This window comes from Pseudoalteromonas sp. RWi3 (assembly GCF_054960735.1).
The window spans coordinates 257,543-277,799 of the sequence record NZ_JBHNYL010000001.1; the positions used below are offsets into that span (position 1 = coordinate 257,543).

Consider the following 20,257-nt stretch of genomic DNA (forward strand, 5'->3'; position numbering starts at 1 on the left):
AACTAAAAAAGCACTGTAATGGATTTAACTGATGGATTTTTCTAACAAAGCAAAAAGCAATTGTACAATTAGCTGTAACGACTGCAGTATCAGCCAGTTATGCTTGCCTTTTACCCTCAACGGCCAAGAAATGGATAAGCTTGACGAAATCATTGAGCGCAAAAAACCTTTACATAAAGGTGATTTTTTATTTGAGTCAGGTGCGCCTTTAAATGCTATTTTTGCTGTTCGCTCAGGATCGTTTAAATCTTACACCTTGTCAGAGCAAGGAGATGAGCAAATAACAGGCTTTCACCTTGCCGGAGACCTAGTAGGTTTTGATGCAATCAATAAAATGCAACATCAAAGTTTTTCTCAAGCGCTTGAAACATCTATGGTATGTGAAATTCCTTTTGATACTTTAGATGAACTCTCTGGTAAGTTACCTAAACTGCGCCAGCAAATAATGCGTTTGATGAGTAATGAAATTAATTATGATCAGGAAATGCTGTTACTGTTAAATAAAAAATCAGCAGAAGAACGCTTAGCAAGTTTTATCTACAATTTATCTGAACGCTTTGGTGAGCGTGGTTTTTCTCGTAAAGAGTTTAGATTTACCATGACACGAGGCGAAATAGGCAATTATTTAGGACTAACAGTAGAAACGATTAGTCGTTTATTAAGCCGATTCCAAAAAGCAGATGTTATAAAAGTTGAAGGTAAGTTTATAACTATCCTTGATAATGATGGTTTACGCGATACCGCTGCTATTTCCGCAAAATAAATCTTGATCTAAAACAAAACTTACTCAGCTGCTCCTTTAACTCCACAAATTATACGTTACACTGTATAAAAAGTAGTTAAAGGAGCAGCTCATGAATACTATACAACAAATTCTTGCCGTTATTGACCCCACTGTTGATTCTCAACATAGCCTCTCGCGTTCAATCGATTTAGCAAAAAAATCGGGGGCAAGCATCACTGCTTTTATGAGCATTTATGATTTTTCATATGAAATGACCACAATGCTTTCAAGTGATGAACGTGAAGCAATGAGAAATGCAGTTGTAAAAGATCGCCAAGCTTGGCTCGATGATATCCTCGCGCAGTATCCTGAGGTTGACATAAAAAGCCAAGTCGTCTGGCACAATCGTACCTACGAAGCAATTATAGATGCCGTCATTGAGCAAAATTTTGACTTGGTTGTAAAAGGCACCCATCAGCACGATACGCTGAAATCCGTTATTTTCACACCCACTGACTGGCATTTAATTCGTAAATGCCCAGCGCCCGTATTGCTAGTTAAAGAGCACGCATGGCCAGAGCGTGGAAACATTCTTGCTGCTGTAAACTCAGTCAGTGAAAACGAGCAACACCTTGCACTTAATAATCGTATAATCAAAGACGCTCAATTTTTATGTGAGCTTGCCAATGCAAAACTAAGTTTAGTAAATGCCTATCCAGCAACACCAGTGAATATAGCAATTGAAATACCAGAGTTTAATCCAAGTGTTTACAACGAATCGGTGAAAAAACACCATGTTGAATCCACCCATGAACTTGCAAGCAAACACCAAATAGCACATCAAGATTGTGCAATTGAAGAAGGCTTACCCGAAGACGTCATCCCTGATGTTGCGGCGCGGTTAAACAGTGAGCTAGTAGTCATTGGTACAGTGGGTCGAACTGGTTTAAGCGCAGCGTTAGTAGGAAACACCGCTGAACATGTTATTGATAGCCTAAACTGTGATGTGCTCGCACTCAAACCCGATGGTTATGTCAGCCCATTAGTAAAAAATTAATTAGTGTTGCTTTGTAAATTTTGCTATAGCTCCCCTTGAGCATATAACATATAATACGCCCCTTATTTTTACGCATAGTATCTCAAGGGGCCGTAATGTCGCATTCTGTTCAAGCCAAAGCTCAATTTAACTTCAATAAGTTACAAAAGCGCTTACGTCGCCAAACTGGTCAAGCCGTGATGGACTTCAATATGATTGAAGAAGGCGATCGCATCATGGTCTGTTTATCAGGGGGCAAAGACAGCTATACCCTTCTAGAAATGCTAAAACATCTACAGCGTGTTGCGCCTATCAAGTTTGATCTTTTTGTCGTCAACCTAGATCAAAAACAACCCGGATTCCCAGAACATGTATTGCCTGAGTATCTAGATACACAAGACGTAGAATACAAGATTGTTGAAGAAGATACCTACAGTATCGTTACTGATATCATTCCAGAAGGTAAAACAACCTGCTCTCTTTGTTCACGCCTGCGTCGGGGCATTTTATATCGCACAGCAAACGAGCTTGGCGCAACTAAAATTGCGCTTGGTCACCACCGCGATGATATGATTGAAACCTTGTTCTTAAACATGTTTTACGGTGGTAAGCTCAAAAGCATGCCAGCTAAGCTTATGAGTGATAATGGCGAACACATGGTTATTCGTCCATTGGCATACTGTAAAGAAGCAGATATTGAACAATACGCTATTCATCAGGCTTACCCTATCATTCCATGTAATTTGTGTGGCTCGCAAGAGAACCTTCAACGTAAGCACACTAAAGCAATGCTTGCAAAGTGGAATGAAGAACACCCAGGGCGCATTGAAAGTATCTTTACAGCGATGCAAAACGTGGTGCCTTCTCACTTGGCTGATAATGAGTTGTTTGATTTTAAGCAGTTAAAAACGGGGGAAGTGATTGATGGCGGTGATATCGCACTTGATAAACCCGATATACCAAAGCAACCTGCCGCAGCTCCCGAGCAAGAATCTGCTGAGGTTGTTACCATTAACTTAAGCTAGTTTAAGTTAAAAGTTTAAAAAATGCCGCTTTTATAGCGGCATTTTTATTTAGCTTAAACGTGATGCTTTTATGGCATATCCATTAGTGCTTGGCTTTTTTCATCTAACTTTAATTTGTAGTTTTCTGCACTTAGCCCCAACAATTGCGGTAATGTAACCGCTATACAGATTGACGATAAAGTACCGAAAACAATTCCTGCAAATAATGCGATTGAAAACCCTTGCAAAGGCGCACCGGCAAAAAGCCAAACACTGCCTACGGTGGCCAAAGTCGTGCCTGAGGTAATTAAAGTACGCGTTAACGTGCTGCTAATGGCATTATTAATAACATTATTTACTGTTAGCTGCGCCGCGTTCTCGTGCCGTAATAGTTCACGTACTCTATCACCAACAATTATCGAGTCATTAAGAGAATAGCCAATAATAGCGAGCAAGCTTGCCAATACTGTTAGATTAAATTCCAGCTGCAGCCATGAGAATAACCCCAGCACAATTATTATATCGTGAAACAGAGCCGCTACCGCGCCAATTGCCAAGCGCCACTCAAAACGAACAGCCAGATAAAGCATTACCGCCACCATCGCTGTAAATAAGGCTAAAACGCCCTGTTCGAGTAACTCATCACCTACTTGACTACCTAAGTAAGATGACGAAATAACCTCAAGCCCTAACGTGGGATCTTGCTTAAGTACTTGTAACCATATTGATTGCTCGTCACTTTCTTTTATTTGAAAGTGTTGCGCAGACTGCGCAGTTAATACATAGTTTTCAGTCCCTGTTGCTGCAATTCTTTGCTGCATCTGCGAATCACTCACTGCAACTACGGTCGTAAACTCAGTCAAATACCCACCGGTAAAATCAAAGCCAATATTAAGACCCTTATTCACCACACTAAAACCTGATAATAAAACAAATAAAACTGAAATTATTAGCCCAGCATAACGGATATGTGTCCCATTTTTTAACAAATAATCACGAAAAGTCATACATTGACTCCTTGTTTGTTAGCCATTTTCAAATAGATCGTTTGGCTTAAAGCTTTTGCTACAAATACACCGGTAAACACACTGGTAATAAGACCTAACGCCAATGTGATCGCAAAACCTTTAATAGGCCCATACCCTATGCTGTACAAAATAATGGCTGTTATCATGGTTGTTATGTTGGCATCAAAAATAGTGCTAAATGCTTGATTATAACCCTGCTCGATTGCCTGATAAGGTGCCCGCCCTTTCAAGCGCTCCTCTTTTATTCGCTCAAAAATAATTACATTTGTATCAACAGCCATACCTATGGTTAATACAAGCCCAGCAATACCTGGAAGCGTTAATACAACACCGGGTAATAACGACATTAAACCCACCAGTGCTGTTAAGTTTAGTAATAAAGCAATATTGGCAATGATGCCTAATTGTCGGTACCACAACGCCATAAACAGCAGTGTTACGCCCATACCTAGCATTAAAGCAGCTAAGCCATTATTTATGTTATCAGCCCCTAAACTTGGGCCTATCGTTTGCTCTTGAACAATAGTGACTGGTGCAGTCAACGAGCCAGCACGTAGTAATAGCGCTAAATCTTGCGCCGCTTGAGCGCTTTGCATATTGGTAATACTAAAGCGACTACTCAAATGCCCAAGAATATTTGCTACGTTTATTACTTCACTTTTTTTAACCGTATCACCTTGTTCATTTATATAGTATTCAGAATATACCGTTGCCATAGGCTTCCCAATGTTACGTTTAGAAAACGCAGACATTGCTTCGCCACCTTGGCTATCTAGGCTTAATTGAACAAGGGGTTTACCCCACTCATCACGTCCAGATTGAGCATTATTGATATGCTCACCTGAAAATATAGCCACTGGATCTAAGTTAATTTTGCCACCATCTTGCAAATTAAATGTTTTACCTCCCACTTCTTTGATCTGGTAAAACTCTAGTGACGCTGTGGCGCCAATAATCCGTTTTGCCTCGCTAGGATCTTGCACTCCAGGCAACTCAATGCGGATCCGTTGCTTTCCTTGGCGCTGCGTAACTGCCTCAGTGATACCCAACTCCTCAATTCTGCCTCGTAGCGTGGTCAATGTTTGACTCATTACACCCTTTGCAAATTCATTGGAGCCTTGCTCACTAAAGCTAAACGATACCGATATAAAACGACCTTGATTGTGACTAACCGCTTGTAAATACTCAAAATGGCTGAGTACTTCTTTTTCTATTACTAGCGCATTCGCTTTATCTTGAGAGTGAAGCTCAAAACCTACACTGCTCTTTTGTACTCGCATACCTCGCGCTTTATTCTCACGGATCAGCTTTTTCGTTTGTTCAAATGCATTATCAATCTGCTCTTGCTCTGCTTTGGTAAGGTCAACATCTAATACAAACAGTACGCCACCATTAAGATCTAACCCTAATTTTATAGGCGCGAGTCCTAGGCTTTGTAACCACTGAGGGCTGGTTTGGTGGCTAACAATTTTACTGCTTAAATGACTAAAATGATGTTTAAGTAATTGCTGTGCATTGGCACTTTTAGCGGGGCTATCAAGTAATAACTCAAGCTCAAAGCCATCACTTGTTGTTTGCTCAATTGCTTGAGCAACTGCAAACTCATGTTGGTTGAGGTATTCAATGAGGCTCTTTGTTGTAATTGAATGCGCTATCGTTTGATCATTTTTCACCTGCATGTGCAACCAAGAGGTTGTAGGGTATAAATTAGGCGCAGCACTCACTGCAAGTAAGAGCAAAGCGATACACATTGCCATATAACTGAGTTTAAAACGCTGCAAAAGCGATTTTTTTACTGGTTTTTTTAACATAATTGTTTCCTTTAGCCAGCGAAGTACACTGGCTTCATGCCAAATAGGCACATTAATTTTTAGTTTTCGTAACGGAATAAATTAATGGAAAAATTAACTATGGTAGGTAGTGACTGCTCGGTAGAGGAGGTTTGCGTCTTTCCAACCACTTAAACGATTTTTCTTACCGTCATAAGCGGTATACCACGGGCGGGTAATGGGTGGCGCTAAAGGCTTTAAATAGAGTTCACGAGCCAAGCTTGGCGTAAAAAACTCAAATATAGGGGTGTAATTAGGCTCAACTTGTACCTGATGTAAAAATAAAGATGAGTTACTTAAAGCTAAACGAAATTGTACAGACTCAAAATCCGATTGTTTCGGTTGTTCATCAATATGCTTATCGTATTTTACAGGGGCAGTTGTTAAAGCAGATAAACTAACACTTCGCGCTTTATCTATAAGTTGGCTGTGCTCTAATTTAATACTGGAGAGAGAGACAATTGAATCCGTTTTGTTTACGCTCACGCCACTTGCAACCTGTGCACTTAACAGTGCAACAACAAGCAGTAATGTATTTAAAACAAAGCGTAAGTGAGTCATATTGCTTTCTATCTATAAAGGTATAAGCATATATGGAGGTTAATTTGATATTTTCAATACCTTGTTGAATATTAGATTATAACCGCAGTATTAACTGCGGCTATAAATCATAGTAAATCACTTACTGCTGCGGTGCTTATTTAGTGATTTGGCTATAACGTTAAGCCACTTCAAGAGATGACATATCAATAACAAAGCGATGAGATAAATCGCCTTCCTTCAAACGTTCAAAGGCATTATTAATCTCATCCATTTTTATCATTTCAACTTTTGGTAAAATATTGTGTAGAGCACAAAAATCAAGGATTTCCTGCGTTTGGGCAATCCCCCCGATTAATGAACCTGCAACGCGACGACGACCTAATAATAACGGCACAGAATTAGACTCAGCCATCTCACCAACCTGACCTACCAACACCTGAGTTCCATCAATGTCTAATAAAGGAAGATAAGGTGTAAAATCATGTTTTACTGGAATCGTATTGATAATTACATCAAATTGGTTGTTATACGCTTGCATCGCTTTGTCATCTTTAGAAACAAGCAGGTCTTTAGCGCCGTATTCAAGTGCTTGGTCTTTTTTATCAGCTGTTCGGCTAATGGCCGTAACCTGTGCACCCATTGCAACTGCAATTTTAATCGCCATATGGCCTAAACCACCCAGCCCAATAACTCCGACTCTGCTACCTGGGCCTACGTTAAACGTACGCAGTGGAGAATAGGTTGTGATGCCTGCACATAAGATTGGCGCACAAGCCGCTTTATCTAATGACTCGGGCACACTTAAAACAAACTCTTCACGCACCACGATATGCTTTGCATAGCCGCCTTTAGTGGCCTCACCTGTAACACGATCTTTTCCTGAATAGGTACCAACCATGCCTTCACGACAGAATTGTTCTTCACCCTTATGACATTGATCGCACTCTAAGCAACTATCGACCATACAACCAACAGCTACAGTATCGCCAACTTTATATTGGCTTACGGTGCCACCAATTTCAGTGACACGCCCAACTATTTCATGGCCGGGTAATATTGGATAGCGCGTGCCACCCCAATCGTTATTCACTGTATGAAGATCTGAGTGACAAACACCACAATAAATTATCTCAATTGCTACATCTTCATCACGTAAGTCACGTATTTCAAAGTGATAAGGTTCAAGTGGTGTGTTGGCCTCATGGGCCGCATATCCAATAGTTTTCATGTGCTGTCCTTTCTTTATTTAAACTAAGTTTGATTTAATACACCAAAGCAGTACATTAAACTGTACTATGCGTAATCGAATTTGCCTTGGCTGTGAATGAGTCATTATGGTCAAAACCATTAAAGTATATACTCTAGCCTACAATAAAAAGTTTAATACACCCTTAATATCTTATTTAAAGTCAAAACAGGAACAGTATGCGCGGTGCCAGTAGACAAGAAACAATAAAACATCACGACGCCATGAATTTAAGTCAAAGTATTAAGACCTTGTGGCCCTACCTTATGGCATTCAAAGGCCGTGTTGTATTGGCACTTTTAGCCCTTATCGCAGCCAAAGGCGCTACTTTGCTAATGCCTTGGGCACTTAAAGAAATCATTGATGCGGTTGATGGAAACTTACAAACCCTACTTATAGTCCCTGTGGCATTATTATTACTGTATGGTGGACTGCGTTTTGCGGGGGTCTTTTTTGGCGAGGTTCGTGATGCACTATTTGGCCGAGTAACCGAGCATGCAATGCGCCATATTGGCTTAAAAGTATTTAAACACCTACACGCGCTGGAGCTAAGCTTTCATTTAGATAGACAAACCGGTGGTATAAGTCGTGATATTGAACGCGGCACCCGCGGACTCAGCTTTTTGATGCGGTTTTTGATGTTTAATATTGTGCCAACGTTATTTGAAATAGTGATTGTTGCAGTCATATTCGCCACCGTTTTTTCACCTTGGTTTGCACTTGTCACCCTTATTGCCGTTATAACCTACATTGCATTTACCGTCATTGTTACTCAGTGGCGCAATCGTTTTATTCGTGAAGCGAATCAAGCAGACAACAACAGTAACAGCCGTGCAATTGATAGTTTATTAAATTATGAAACCGTTAAATATTTTAACAATGAAGAATATGAAGCTAAAAGTTACGATACGTTTTTAGCGAGCTGGGAGCAAGCGAGGCTGAAAAATCGATTATCTCTGCTTGCTTTAAACTCAGGTCAAGCATTGATCATTGCAGCCGCCATTACAGCCCTTATGTGGCTTGGCGCCGCAGATGTTGTAACAGGCGAGCTTACTATTGGTGAGCTGGTTATGATTAATGCATACATGATTCAGCTATTTTTACCGCTTAACTTTTTGGGCTTTGTGTATCGCGAAATTCGCCGCGCTTTAACCGATCTTGAAAATATGCTCGGATTACTCACACGCAAAGCAAAAATAAAAGACGCAGCTGACGCTAAGCCATTAAATTTAGTCAAGGGTGATATTTCATTTGAAAATGTTTCTTTTGGCTACGAAAAAAATCGCGGCATCATTAATAACTTGAGCTTTAACATTGCAGCCAATAGTAAAGTCGCGGTTGTTGGCTCTAGCGGTGCCGGTAAAAGCACCCTCGCACGCTTACTTTATCGTTTTTATGATATACAAAGCGGCAGTATTAAAATTGATGATCAAGCCACTGACAGCGTTACCTTAGAAAGTTTACGCCAAGCTATAGCCATCGTACCGCAAGACACTGTTCTTTTTAATTCGAGTATTCGTGAAAATATAGCGTATGGACGCCCAACCGCGAGCGATGACGAAATTGATACCGCGATTAGGCTTGCTCACCTAGATGGTTTTATCAAAAGCCTTGATAAAGGTGACCAAACACTGGTTGGTGAGCGAGGCTTGAAAGTCTCAGGTGGTGAAAAACAACGTATCGCAATTGCACGGGCAATATTGAAGCAATCGCCAATTTTAATTTTTGACGAAGCTACTTCAGCTCTCGACTCTCATTCAGAGCAAGCAATACTTAACGCTATGCGAGAAGTGGCAAGTAACCACACCAGCTTAGTGATTGCCCACAGATTGTCGACCATTACAGATGCTGACAATATTATTGTGCTTAAAGATGGCCAATTAGTAGAACAAGGTACTCATCAAACATTACTAAATTTGGGAGGCGAATATTCACGTATGTGGCAATTACAACAAACAGAGCCCACATGATAGTATGTTAAGCTTATTCTATCGAGCGATTAGGTTATTCACCTCAAAATGTTTGTTTAGCTTAACGTTCTCTATAACAATCAAAGATAGAACAAGTAAATTACGATAAAAATAATATTCAAGGCAATAAAATGAAAAAAACGCTTATCGCAGCAACACTCGCTGCCACATTTTTAACTGGTTGTTCAAAGCCTGAGCAAACCGAAACACAAAGCACAACAGCTGAATCAGTAGCAAGTACGCAAAAAGCAGAGTTAGGTTCATTTGGTGTTGATTTATCCGCACGTAATGAAGCCGTTAAACCAGGCGATGACTTCTTCATGTATGCCAGTGGTACATGGTATGACAACTATGAAATGCCAGCAGATAAAACTCGCTATGGCGCTTTTTCAGGATTGGCTGAGCGCAGTGAAGAGCGTGTTAAATCTATTATTGAAGAAATTGCTGCACGTGACGATTTGAACGCTGAAGAGCAACTAATTGCTGATTTTTACAACGCCTACATGGATACCGAAACGCTTAATAAACTAGGCCTAGCCCCTATTAAGCCGTTACTTAATGATATTAGCGCAGTTTCATCAACTGACGATTTAACTAAGCTATTTGGTCAGTCGTGGTTATCTGGTGTTAATTCGCCGATTGGCGGTGGCATGTGGTTTAACCGTCTTGACCCTAATAAATATGAAATGTCTTTAGGCGCTGGCGGCCTAGGTTTACCAGATCGTTCTTATTATCTTGAAGATTCAGAGCGCTTTGAAAAAACACGCGCTGCGTATGTCGCACATATTAGCGAAATGCTAACATTAGCTGGTGTTGATAACAGCGCTGAACGAGCAAAATCAATCCTCGCGCTTGAAACAAAAATAGCACAAGGTCATTGGCCACGTGAAAAGCGTCGTAATCGCGACCTTACATTAAATCAAATTAAACGCGAAGAATTAAATGCTGCGTATCCAGGTTTTAACTGGGACCTGTATTTTGCCCAAACAGGTTACAAAGTACCGCAACTTAATGTGTCACAACCTGAGCCTATTAAAGCCATGATTGAGTTAATCAATCAAGAAGACCTAGCGGTATGGAAAGACTATTTAACGTATCACGCTCTAAGTGGTAACGCGTCATTATTGTCCGAGGAAGTATTCAATACTAACTTTGCCTTTTACGGTAAAGAACTTAATGGCCAACAAGAGCCTCGTCCACGTTGGAAGCGTGCTATTAGCCAAATGTCGAGCACTAACTCGTTAGGGTTTGCAATAGGTAAAGTATACGTTGCACGCTACTTCCCAGAGTCATCTAAACAGCAAATGTCTGAATTAGTAGAAAACCTGCGTACAGCACTTGGCGAGCGTATTGATAATTTAGATTGGATGGGCGAAGAAACTAAAGTAAATGCACACGCGAAACTAGCGGCATTTGTACCAAAAATTGGTTACCCTGATGTTTGGCAATCATTTGATGGTTTAACAATCAGTAAAACTGACTTAATGGGTAATATTAAAAATACCCGTGAATTTTTCAGAGCTGACAGTGTAGCAAAAGAACTTGAAAAAACTGATCGTAACCGCTGGGGTATGACGCCACAGCGTGTTAACGCATACTACAACAGCTCATTTAACGAAATTGTATTCCCAGCAGCAATTCTACAACCACCATTTTTTGATCCAAATGCAGATCCTGCGGTTAACTATGGCGGTATTGGCGCGGTAATTGGGCACGAAATGGGCCATGGCTTTGATGACCAAGGTTCAAAGTCAGACGCAAACGGTGTGCAACGTAATTGGTGGACCGATGCCGACCGTGCAGCATTTGATGCAAAAGCTGACCAACTTGCAGCGCAATATAGTAAATACGAACCTATTCCAGGTAACTTCGTTAATGGCCGTAATAGTCTAGGTGAAAACATTGGTGACGTAGGTGGACTGGCTATGGCTTATCACGCATATAAGTTAAGCTTAAATGGTAAAGAAGCCCCTGTTATTGATGGTGTAACGGGCGATCAACGCTTCTTCTTAGCATGGGCACAAGTCTGGAAAGAAAAACGTACAGAACAAAGCATGCTTAACCAGCTCCGCGGCGGTACACATGCTCCAGGTCGCTTTAGAGCACAAGCACCTCGTAACCACGATGCATGGTACAAAGCATTTGATGTAAAACCAGGTGATGAGCTTTATTTACCTGAAGAAGAACGTGTTCGTATTTGGTAATAATCAGATACATTTTGATTGAAAATATAGCCCGCATTTGCGGGTTATATTTTTTGTACACCCTATTCAACCTAACTTTAATTCCTACTGAATTCTGTATTTCCACGCGACTTGGGTATAGAATACGGCACTATTAAATTTATACTTTTAACAAGATATCTAAGGCGAAACGCAGATGGGAAGAGCTTACCAAAACAAAAAAGATTCAATGGCTAAAACTGCGGGTGCTAAAACAAAAGTTTACTCAAAGTACGGTAAAGAGATTTATATCTGCGCTAAAAATGGCGGCGTTGATCCAGACGGCAACCTTGCACTGCGCCGATTAATAGAACGCGCCAAAAAAGACCAAGTACCTGCCCACGTTATTGAACGTGCTATCGACAAAGCAAAAGGTGGCGGCGGAGAAGATTACGCTGCAACGCGCTATGAAGGTTATGGCCCAGGCAACTGTATGATCATTGTTGATTGCTTAACTGACAACAACAAGCGTACCTTTGCCGATGTACGTGTATGTTTTACCAAAGCAAACGCTAAAATTGGCGCACAAAACTCAGTATCTCATTTATTCGACCATCTTGCGATTTTCGTATTTGATGGCGATGATGACGAAGCAGTACTTGAAGCGCTTATGATGGCTGACGTAGATGTAACAGACGTCGAAGTAGAAGACGGCAAAGTAACTGTGTTTGCCCCTCACACTGAATATAACAATACACGTACTGCCCTTGAAGAAATGGGTATTAGTGAATTCGACGAAGACTTAATTGCGTTTGTACCACAAGTTGAAGCCCCTATTGAAGGTGAAGATGTAGAAGTCATGGAGCGCTTTTTAGCAATGCTTGAAGATTGTGATGATGTACAAAACGTATACCATAACGCACAGTTTTAATTACATTTATTAAGACTTCAAAGAGGCCAACTTAGTTTGGCCTTTTTATTTTTATTACCACATCAACATACTAAAATGGAATTTCATTTTGAATACCCTTGAACAGCTTCGTAGTGGCCAATTAATTGGGGCTAAACGCTTGCAGTTAGTAGAGCAGTTAAGCTCATTCCCTGAAGAGATCTTCGCGCTTGCAGACACCCTTGAAGTGCTCGACTTATCCAATAACAATTTGAACGATTTACCCGATGAGTTTGCACAACTAACAAAGCTCAAACGCGTCTTTTTGTCGTTTAACCAGTTTAAGCATATTCCGCCAATATTAGCACAGTGCCCTGCCCTTATTATGGTCGCATTTAAAGGCAACCAAATTAGCGAATTTGCTGAGAATAGTTTACCGGTTACAACTCAATGGCTAATTTTAACTGATAATGAAATAACCCAATTACCAGAGTCATTTGGTGAGCTAACACAGCTGCGAAAGCTTGCGCTTGCTGGCAATAAACTAAAACACCTGCCAGTTAGCATGCAAAACTGCCAAGCACTTGAGTTAGTTCGTTTGTCTGCCAATAATCTTACTCATATTGATGACTGGCTTTTTGAATTGCCCAAACTTACTTGGTTAGCATTTGCAGGAAACGATTTCAATAAATCACAATGCTTACAAAATGCGCCAATACAAAAAGCCAACATTGATGAATTTGAGCTTATTAGCCAAATTGGAGAAGGTGCTTCTGGCATCATTCATCTTGCAAAATGGCAGCAAAAAAACGTAGCGGTAAAATTATTTAAAGGCGCCATTACCAGTGATGGTTACCCACTTGATGAAGTTAATTGTTGCCTGCAAACAGGCCAACATAGCAATCTTATAAAAGTGATCGCGTATATTGATAACCCTGAACAGTTAGGGCTTGTAATGGAGCTTATTGGCCCAGAATATAAAAACTTAGGCTTACCTCCAACACTGGATACTTGCACACGCGATACCTTTGCACAACATACACAATTCAGCATTGCGAAAATTAGACATATCGCTAAACACATGATCAGCACCGTCGCGCATTTACATGCTAATAATGTAGGACATGGTGACATTTATGCCCACAATATTATGGTAGATAAAGAGGCAAATATTTTATTTGGTGATTTTGGCGCGGCAACAAATTTAACAAACCTAACGCCTTATCAACGTCAGCAAATGCAGTTAATCGAAGTTCGTGCAATTGGCTGCTTAATTAATGATTTACTCAGTGTATGTAACAAAAATGAAGAGACCGAACATTTAAATATATTAGCTCAACAGTGTATGACAGAGAACCTCTCTTTAAGACCATCGCTCCAGACCCTTATTGAATCCCTTTAATACCAATTCGCTTAATTAAGTGATCTACTTTGAGGATAGAGAAACGTGTTGATAGCTAGGAAAAAATTTGTTATTTAGTTGTTCTAAATGAGAATTTTATAACGCAGATAGCGACACGTTTAGCCCCGCAAAATGATTAAGTATTATTGCGGATTGGTATAAGTTTAAACACGGTTTACAGTATATAAACCGTGTTTAATGCTATTCAAATTTATCGTGAAATTTACGATATGCGCCTTAAGCTAATCAATGGCAACCGTGAACGCTTCGTTTTCTTCTTTACTAAAAACGACCAGGTGGCTCTGTGATATAGCTTCAAAATGATAGTTTTTGCTAAGGTATTGCCCCCATAGCACCTGCTCTTTTATTAACAGCGCGTGCCCAGCGGATAAAGCCCACAATTGACCTTGCGATTGTGGTGACGCTGTCGCACCGACGTAAACCAATATAAACCCTTGTTCACTTACAATGGGGGTGATTTTTGTTGTGTTACTGTTTGCAAAGCGTGACACTTCTCGCCATGTTTCATTATAAACACGTATAGGGTAAGTCGTATTTAAACGTGTTTGTAATTGAGCTTCAAAAAATTCACTGTCACCATGTCTTAAATATTTAAGCACTCCATGTTCAGCAGACTCGGTATCAACAAAATCTCCTGCGAGCAGTGTATCTAGATCTCCCCCTATCCAATCAGGTAAAAGTTGAGTGAGTGGATTTATATCAAAGGCAATCGTGCTTTGAACGTCATTACGAGAAAACTCAAACTGCTCAACGCCACTGTCATTATTAGTAAATAAAAATTGGTTGTTTTTATTTTGCCAGATCGTCGCATTTTTCACGTTCACCAATGAGAATATTGCATCATCACGCGCACTTGAGAGTGAGTCCATCACATTTATGATCAATTGATCATCACGGCCAAAGCCGATACTAAATGTTACATCATCATAATCAAATAATGGGGCATGGCTGAATTGGCTAATCTGATTACTAATCGCTTTTTTGCCACGCACCTGGCCATTTATAATTTGTACATAAGATTTAGAGGCTGGATCATCGTTATCCTCAGCCGCAAGATAAAGGTTGCTATTATTAGTAACAAACCCACTTTGTAGGCTGGTTTCTTCAAGCAGGTTAGACACCATTTGCCATGCCCCACTTTTCCAACGATATAAACCAATAGGGGAAGATGATAAAGCGAATAAAGTATCACCCGAGCGCGCGATACTTGAAGGCGTAATATCATAAACTACTCTATCGCCAAGCTGACCATTATCAAATGAAACTGACTGCAGGCTAAAGCCCGATGCATCACTTTGAGTAATAAACCATACTTTTTCTTCAAACCACATGTTTTCAGACGCTAAAAGCCGTTCTTTATTTGGGTTATCAAACAAAAGCTGTTTATCTTGCCCACCAAAATGTAAATAAACTTTTTCATTTTCAGAAACCGTAATGTAAGGGTGGCAAGCAATCTCATATTTAACATTTGACAACTTTTCAACATCGCATATTTGAGGCCCTCCCAGTTGCATTATTTCAACTTCACCTGCCATACTGGCATCCGTTGAAACAGTACGCTTATCGACGATGAGTTCGCTCTGTGCATAACGAATAATAATGGGGTATAAGTACGGTGTTGTTAATTCAAAAGTCACCGCTGCTGCAGCGCATTCAATTGATAACGTATAATCAAGAGACGTGGTATTACTTAATGTTGAATCACAATTCATCGTATCAGGAATATTCGATACCACAGGCTGCACAAATGATGTTCCTTTGGCGGTAAAATCAAGTTCATTACCTGCCACTAGGGTTGCCGTATTATTCATCCATGACAATTCAAGCCCGGCAACAGAGTCACTAGGCATTACCTTAAGTGTGTATGTTTGTTCTGCACTTATGGGCGCTGCAGGTTCATTACTCTCGCTCGAAGAGCCACCACAGCCACTGATAGCGAAAGCAGATAAGCTTGCCAATAATAACTTTATTTGCACAATAAAATCCTTTTCATTTGATTTATTAATGTAAGTGATAGATTTACTTAACCCAGCTATTTTAAGGTTTTATCTAAATCGATTCGTATTATCACTCGCACCATTAAGATGTATCATTTGAACCCAAAACGCAAACAAAATATTGTTAAAATGATGAATTAACAATCAACCCATTGAGCCAAAATATCTAATACCAATTCGCTTAATTAAGAGATCTATTTGAGGTAAGAAAACCTTGTCGAAAACAAGGCAAAAATATCGTCATTTAGTTGTTCTAAATAAAATATTTTTAACGCCGTTAGCGTCAGGTTTAATACCTAAAAATGATTGAGTATTATTGCGGATTGGGACAATCGTGAGATGCACAGTATTGAGGGTTCTGTGGCCAATCAATGAAACGAAAAAAACCGCGATAATCGCGGTTTTGTTGGATAAAGCTAAACTTTTACTGGTAATGTTATAAATACTGACCCAATGCTTTTACTTGGTCTAACATGCGGTTTGAGAAACCCCACTCGTTATCATACCAAGCCATTACTTTTACTAATTTACCTTCAGCTTTAGTTTGCGTAGAGTCAAAAATTGATGACGCAGGGTTATGATTAAAGTCAATAGAAACAAGCGGTAGCTCGTTGTACTCTAAAATACCTTTCATTGACCCTTGCGCAGCGGCTTTCATCACGTCGTTGATTTCAGCAGCCGTTGTTTCACGTTTCGTAATAAACGTAAAATCAACTAAAGATACGTTAATTGTCGGTACACGTACTGACATACCATCAAGCTTACCTGCCAGCTCTGGTAACACTAAGCCTACTGCTTTTGCTGCACCCGTTTTTGTTGGGATCATAGACTGTGTTGCACTGCGGGCACGATATAAATCAGGGTGATATACGTCTGATAAATTTTGGTCATTGGTATAGGCATGAATCGTGGTCATACTGCCTTGCTCAATACCAACAGTGTCATTAATTGCTTTTGCAATTGGCGCTAAACAGTTTGTAGTACACGACGCATTTGAAATGATGTTACTGTCAGCATTAAGTACTTCACTGTTTACACCATGAACAACCGTTGCATCCAAATCAGTGCCTGGCGCAGAAACGATTACTTTTTTCGCACCGGCAGTAATGTGCTTAGCGGCATCATCACGCTTAGTGAAAAAACCCGTACATTCTAAAACAATATCTACGTCCAGCTCTTTCCAAGGTAAGTTAGCAGGGTCGCGCTCTTGTGTAAGCGTAATAACATCATCACCGATTAGCATTGTATTATCGGCAAGTGTTACTTTTTGAGAAAATTGACCATGTACTGAGTCAAATTGAGTTAAATGTGCATTAACGTTAGCAGGTGCTAAATCGTTAATCGCAACAATCTTAATCTCATTATTTTGTGCAGATTCATAAAGTGCGCGTAATACGTTGCGACCTATTCGGCCATAGCCATTAATTGCTACATTAATCATTTCCAAACTCCCCTAAATTTATTTAACTTCACTTGCTTGGCGAGCAAGCGTTTCAATGGCTTGCCAGTCTTTATTTTCAATCAATTTTTTGTCGAGCATCCAGGTTCCACCCACACAAATCACATTGCTTAATGCTAAATAATTTGGAGCCGTTGCTAAACTAATACCGCCAGTTGGGCAAAAGGTAACCTGTGGTAATGGCCCACCAATTGATTTAAGCATAGCCGTACCACCCGCTGCTTCAGCTGGAAAGAACTTTAAGAACTTAAACCCGTGGCTTGCTAATTTCATCACTTCGCTCGGTGTCGCGGCACCTGGCAAAAATGGAATATCAGTTTCTTTAGCAAGCGCTAAAAGCTCATCGTTTACGCCTGGACTCACCATAAAGTCAGCGCCTGCGGCAACGGACGCATCAAAGCTTGCTTTATCAACCACTGTGCCTGTGCCTACATAGGCTTCTGGCACTTCTGCTTTCATAAGCTTTACGGCTTCTGCCGCGATTGGTGTACGCAATGTAATTTCTAACGCTTTTAAGCCACCGTTATAAAGTGCTCTTGCAAGCGGGGCTGCATCTTCTAGCTTTTCAATTACAACCACTGGCACAACCGGTGCCGATGCTAATATTTTTTCTATGCTCATTGAATGTCCTCATTACCCTGTGTATGGCTAATTATTCTTCTATTCCAAACGCACTAGCACCTAGGTCAGCGCTGCTTACAATGTTTCTGAATCCTTCAAACAACTCTCGACCTGTGCCAAATGTTGGGCTTGCAGGGCTAAGTTGAAGCTCACGTTTTTCTAACTCATCGTCTTCAACATGTAACTTCAAAATACCTGCTGGCGCATCAAGAGTAACTAAATCACCTTCATGAATTTTAGCGATAATACCGCCTTCAACAGCTTCTGGAGCTAAATGAATGGCTGCAGGCACTTTACCTGACGCACCAGACATACGGCCATCCGTTACGATTGCAACCTTGTAACCTTGGTCTTGAAGCGTAGCCATGACTGGCGTTAGCTTGTGAAGCTCTGGCATCCCTTTGGCTTTAGGGCCCTGCTCTTTCAGTACGGCAATAAAATCTTGGTTTAACTCACCACGAGAATACGCTTCTTGCAGTGCACTTTGAGAGCTGAAAACTTTTGCCGGAGCAGTAACTACTTGATGCTCAATGGCAACAGCCGATACTTTAATAACGGCTTTACCAAGGTTGCCGGTTAAAAGCTGTAAGCCGCCTTGTTTACTAAACGGATTGTCAATTGGACGTAAAACCTCTTCATCAAGAGACTTTTCTGGGCATGGAACCCATTTCACTTTGCTCGGGCCTGAGCTATTTGTCATGATTACGTTATTATCGGTGTCTAAACGAGGCTCACAGGTATAAGCTTCAAGGCCTTCACCAACAATGGTTTTCACATCATTATGCAAGAACCCTGCACCAACAAGTTGCTTCATCAAAAAGCCCATGCCACCGGCGGCTTGGAAATGATTGACATCAGCAGAACCGTTCGGGTAGATACGTGTTAACAGTGGAACAACTTCAGATAAATCTGACATGTCTTTCCACGTTAATTGAACGCCAGCCGCTTTAGCTATTGCCACTAGGTGAATAGCATGGTTGGTTGAACCCCCTGTCGATAATAGACCGACAAGGCCATTGATAATGGTTTTCTCAGTCACCACATCAGCTAGACAGTTCGCATCTTTAGATTCAATTAACTGCTTAAGCATGGTCTCTACTGCATTACCAGTAAGGCCATCACGTAATTCTGTATACGGGTTAATGAACGAGCTACCTGGTAAATGTAAGCCCATTATCTCCATCAACATTTGATTTGAGTTAGCAGTCCCATAGAACGTACATGTACCAGCACTATGGTAAGACGCGCTTTCAGCTTCTAATAACTCATCGCGGCTCACTAAGCCTTGAGCAAACTTTTGACGAATACGTGCTTTTTCTTTATTCGGAATACCTGATTGCATCGGGCCTGCTGGTAAAAATGCAACAGGAAGGTGGCCAAATGACAACGCACCAATCAACAATCCTGGGACAATCTTGTCACACACACCTAAGCAGAAAACACCGTCAAATACGTCATGCGAAAGAGAAACTGCCGTAGACATGGCAATAACATCACGCGAAAACAGTGATAATTCCATGCCGTCACGACCCTGCGTTACACCATCACACATTGCAGGTACACCACCAGCAACTTGTGCTGTTGCGTCATACTTAGTGGCAAGCTCTTTAATTAAATCAGGAAAATCTTTGTAAGGCACATGCGCAGACAGCATGTCGTTATATGAATTAATAATCGCTAAATTTGGTTGTTCATCAGCTTTTAAGCGCGCTTTGTCATCGCTGCTGCATGCAGCCATCACGTGAGCAATATTGCCACAACCCAAACCTGCACGCGTTCTTGTTTGTTTTTTTGCGTGATTAATACGTGCTAAATAAGCTTGGCGAGTTTGTTTACTGCGTTCAATGACGCGTTCGGTAACTTCTTGAATACGAGGATGCAACATAAAATTCGACTCATCTCTATGGTTAGAGGATAAAGGCTCAGTGGCAACCACACACTCCACGAATGTAATTGCACTGAGCATCTTTGATTTACCCGTTCAAAGGTATACGTTATCAGGCCGTCTCTCACAACCAACCTGACACCGGTGTCACTGTATTAACGCACGACTGTGACACCGGTGTCAACCTTATCATTTAAATTTAGTCTAATTTATTTAAATGACCAATTAATGAACAGTAAAAATACATAAAAAACTACCCTTTGCTGAAATAACATACAGATTGGGAGCAGCAGGTTAATTTAAAAGAGGCTAATACCAATTCGCTTCATTAAGTGATCTATTTTGAGGATAGAAAAATGTGTTGATAACAAGGCAAAAAAATCGCTATTTAATTGTTCTAAATGAAAATTTTTTAACGCCGGTAGCGACACGTCTAGCCTC

Annotated in this window: 15 protein-coding genes; 7 read left to right on the forward strand and 8 right to left on the reverse strand. The window is 40.6% G+C overall.

What is annotated here, in order from left to right:
* Positions 1–31: 31 nt before the first annotated feature.
* The 3 genes from ACFI4Z_RS01105 (at position 32) to ttcA (ending at position 2,785) form a co-directional block, all read left to right on the forward strand.
* Complete coding sequence (locus ACFI4Z_RS01105; protein WP_462668978.1) at positions 32–763, forward strand: FNR family transcription factor; 732 nt, start codon at positions 32–34, stop codon at positions 761–763.
* A gap of 91 nt (positions 764–854) precedes the next feature.
* Positions 855–1,781, forward strand: coding sequence for a universal stress protein UspE (gene uspE / locus ACFI4Z_RS01110; RefSeq protein WP_099294276.1), 927 nt, complete (start codon positions 855–857; stop codon positions 1,779–1,781).
* Between the two features lie 95 nt (positions 1,782–1,876).
* A complete protein-coding gene (ttcA, locus tag ACFI4Z_RS01115; RefSeq protein WP_462668979.1) occupies positions 1,877–2,785 on the forward strand; it encodes a tRNA 2-thiocytidine(32) synthetase TtcA in 909 nt (302 codons plus the stop codon).
* A gap of 68 nt (positions 2,786–2,853) precedes the next feature.
* Here ttcA and secF read toward each other — a convergent pair whose 3' ends face one another.
* From secF to ACFI4Z_RS01135, 4 genes are all read right to left on the reverse strand, one after another.
* Positions 2,854–3,771: a protein translocase subunit SecF gene (secF, locus tag ACFI4Z_RS01120; RefSeq protein WP_462668980.1), complete on the reverse strand. Its 918-nt coding sequence runs from the start codon at positions 3,769–3,771 to the stop codon at positions 2,854–2,856.
* Positions 3,768–5,603: a protein translocase subunit SecD gene (gene secD, locus ACFI4Z_RS01125; RefSeq protein WP_462668981.1), complete on the reverse strand. Its 1,836-nt coding sequence runs from the start codon at positions 5,601–5,603 to the stop codon at positions 3,768–3,770. Before secD ends, secF begins: the two co-directional genes overlap by 4 nt.
* Before the next feature lie 93 nt (positions 5,604–5,696).
* Positions 5,697–6,182 carry a hypothetical protein gene (locus tag ACFI4Z_RS01130; RefSeq protein WP_462668982.1) on the reverse strand — a complete coding sequence of 162 codons (486 nt, stop codon included), beginning with the start codon at positions 6,180–6,182 and terminating at the stop codon, positions 5,697–5,699.
* 160 nt (positions 6,183–6,342) lie between these two features.
* Positions 6,343–7,392 (reverse strand): NAD(P)-dependent alcohol dehydrogenase, encoded by a 1,050-nt coding sequence (locus ACFI4Z_RS01135; RefSeq protein WP_462668983.1) that lies wholly within the window; start codon positions 7,390–7,392, stop codon positions 6,343–6,345.
* A gap of 242 nt (positions 7,393–7,634) precedes the next feature.
* Here ACFI4Z_RS01135 and ACFI4Z_RS01140 point away from each other — a divergent pair, with 242 nt between their 5' ends.
* The 4 genes from ACFI4Z_RS01140 to ACFI4Z_RS01155 all read left to right on the forward strand — a co-directional run bounded on the left by ACFI4Z_RS01140 (position 7,635) and on the right by ACFI4Z_RS01155 (position 13,833).
* Positions 7,635–9,380 carry an ABCB family ABC transporter ATP-binding protein/permease gene (locus ACFI4Z_RS01140; protein WP_462669355.1) on the forward strand — a complete coding sequence of 582 codons (1,746 nt, stop codon included), beginning with the start codon at positions 7,635–7,637 and terminating at the stop codon, positions 9,378–9,380.
* Positions 9,381–9,511: 131 nt separating this feature from the next.
* Entirely contained in the window at positions 9,512–11,584 is a 2,073-nt protein-coding gene (locus tag ACFI4Z_RS01145; protein ID WP_462668984.1) for a M13 family metallopeptidase, read from the forward strand.
* Positions 11,585–11,759: 175 nt separating this feature from the next.
* Complete coding sequence (locus ACFI4Z_RS01150; RefSeq protein ID WP_462668985.1) at positions 11,760–12,473, forward strand: YebC/PmpR family DNA-binding transcriptional regulator; 714 nt, start codon at positions 11,760–11,762, stop codon at positions 12,471–12,473.
* Between the two features lie 88 nt (positions 12,474–12,561).
* A complete protein-coding gene (locus tag ACFI4Z_RS01155) occupies positions 12,562–13,833 on the forward strand; it encodes a leucine-rich repeat-containing protein kinase family protein (RefSeq protein WP_462668986.1) in 1,272 nt (423 codons plus the stop codon).
* A gap of 242 nt (positions 13,834–14,075) precedes the next feature.
* Here the strand turns inward: ACFI4Z_RS01155 and ACFI4Z_RS01160 are convergent, their stop codons facing one another.
* From ACFI4Z_RS01160 to edd, 4 genes are all read right to left on the reverse strand, one after another.
* A complete protein-coding gene (locus ACFI4Z_RS01160) occupies positions 14,076–15,830 on the reverse strand; it encodes a hypothetical protein (RefSeq protein WP_462668987.1) in 1,755 nt (584 codons plus the stop codon).
* Positions 15,831–16,287: 457 nt separating this feature from the next.
* Entirely contained in the window at positions 16,288–17,292 is a 1,005-nt protein-coding gene (gap, locus tag ACFI4Z_RS01165) for a type I glyceraldehyde-3-phosphate dehydrogenase (protein ID WP_462668988.1), read from the reverse strand.
* A gap of 18 nt (positions 17,293–17,310) precedes the next feature.
* Positions 17,311–17,931: a bifunctional 4-hydroxy-2-oxoglutarate aldolase/2-dehydro-3-deoxy-phosphogluconate aldolase gene (eda, locus tag ACFI4Z_RS01170; RefSeq protein ID WP_394191335.1), complete on the reverse strand. Its 621-nt coding sequence runs from the start codon at positions 17,929–17,931 to the stop codon at positions 17,311–17,313.
* Between the two features lie 31 nt (positions 17,932–17,962).
* Positions 17,963–19,816 (reverse strand): phosphogluconate dehydratase, encoded by a 1,854-nt coding sequence (edd, locus tag ACFI4Z_RS01175; RefSeq protein WP_462669356.1) that lies wholly within the window; start codon positions 19,814–19,816, stop codon positions 17,963–17,965.
* Between the last annotated feature and the right edge of the window lie 441 nt (positions 19,817–20,257).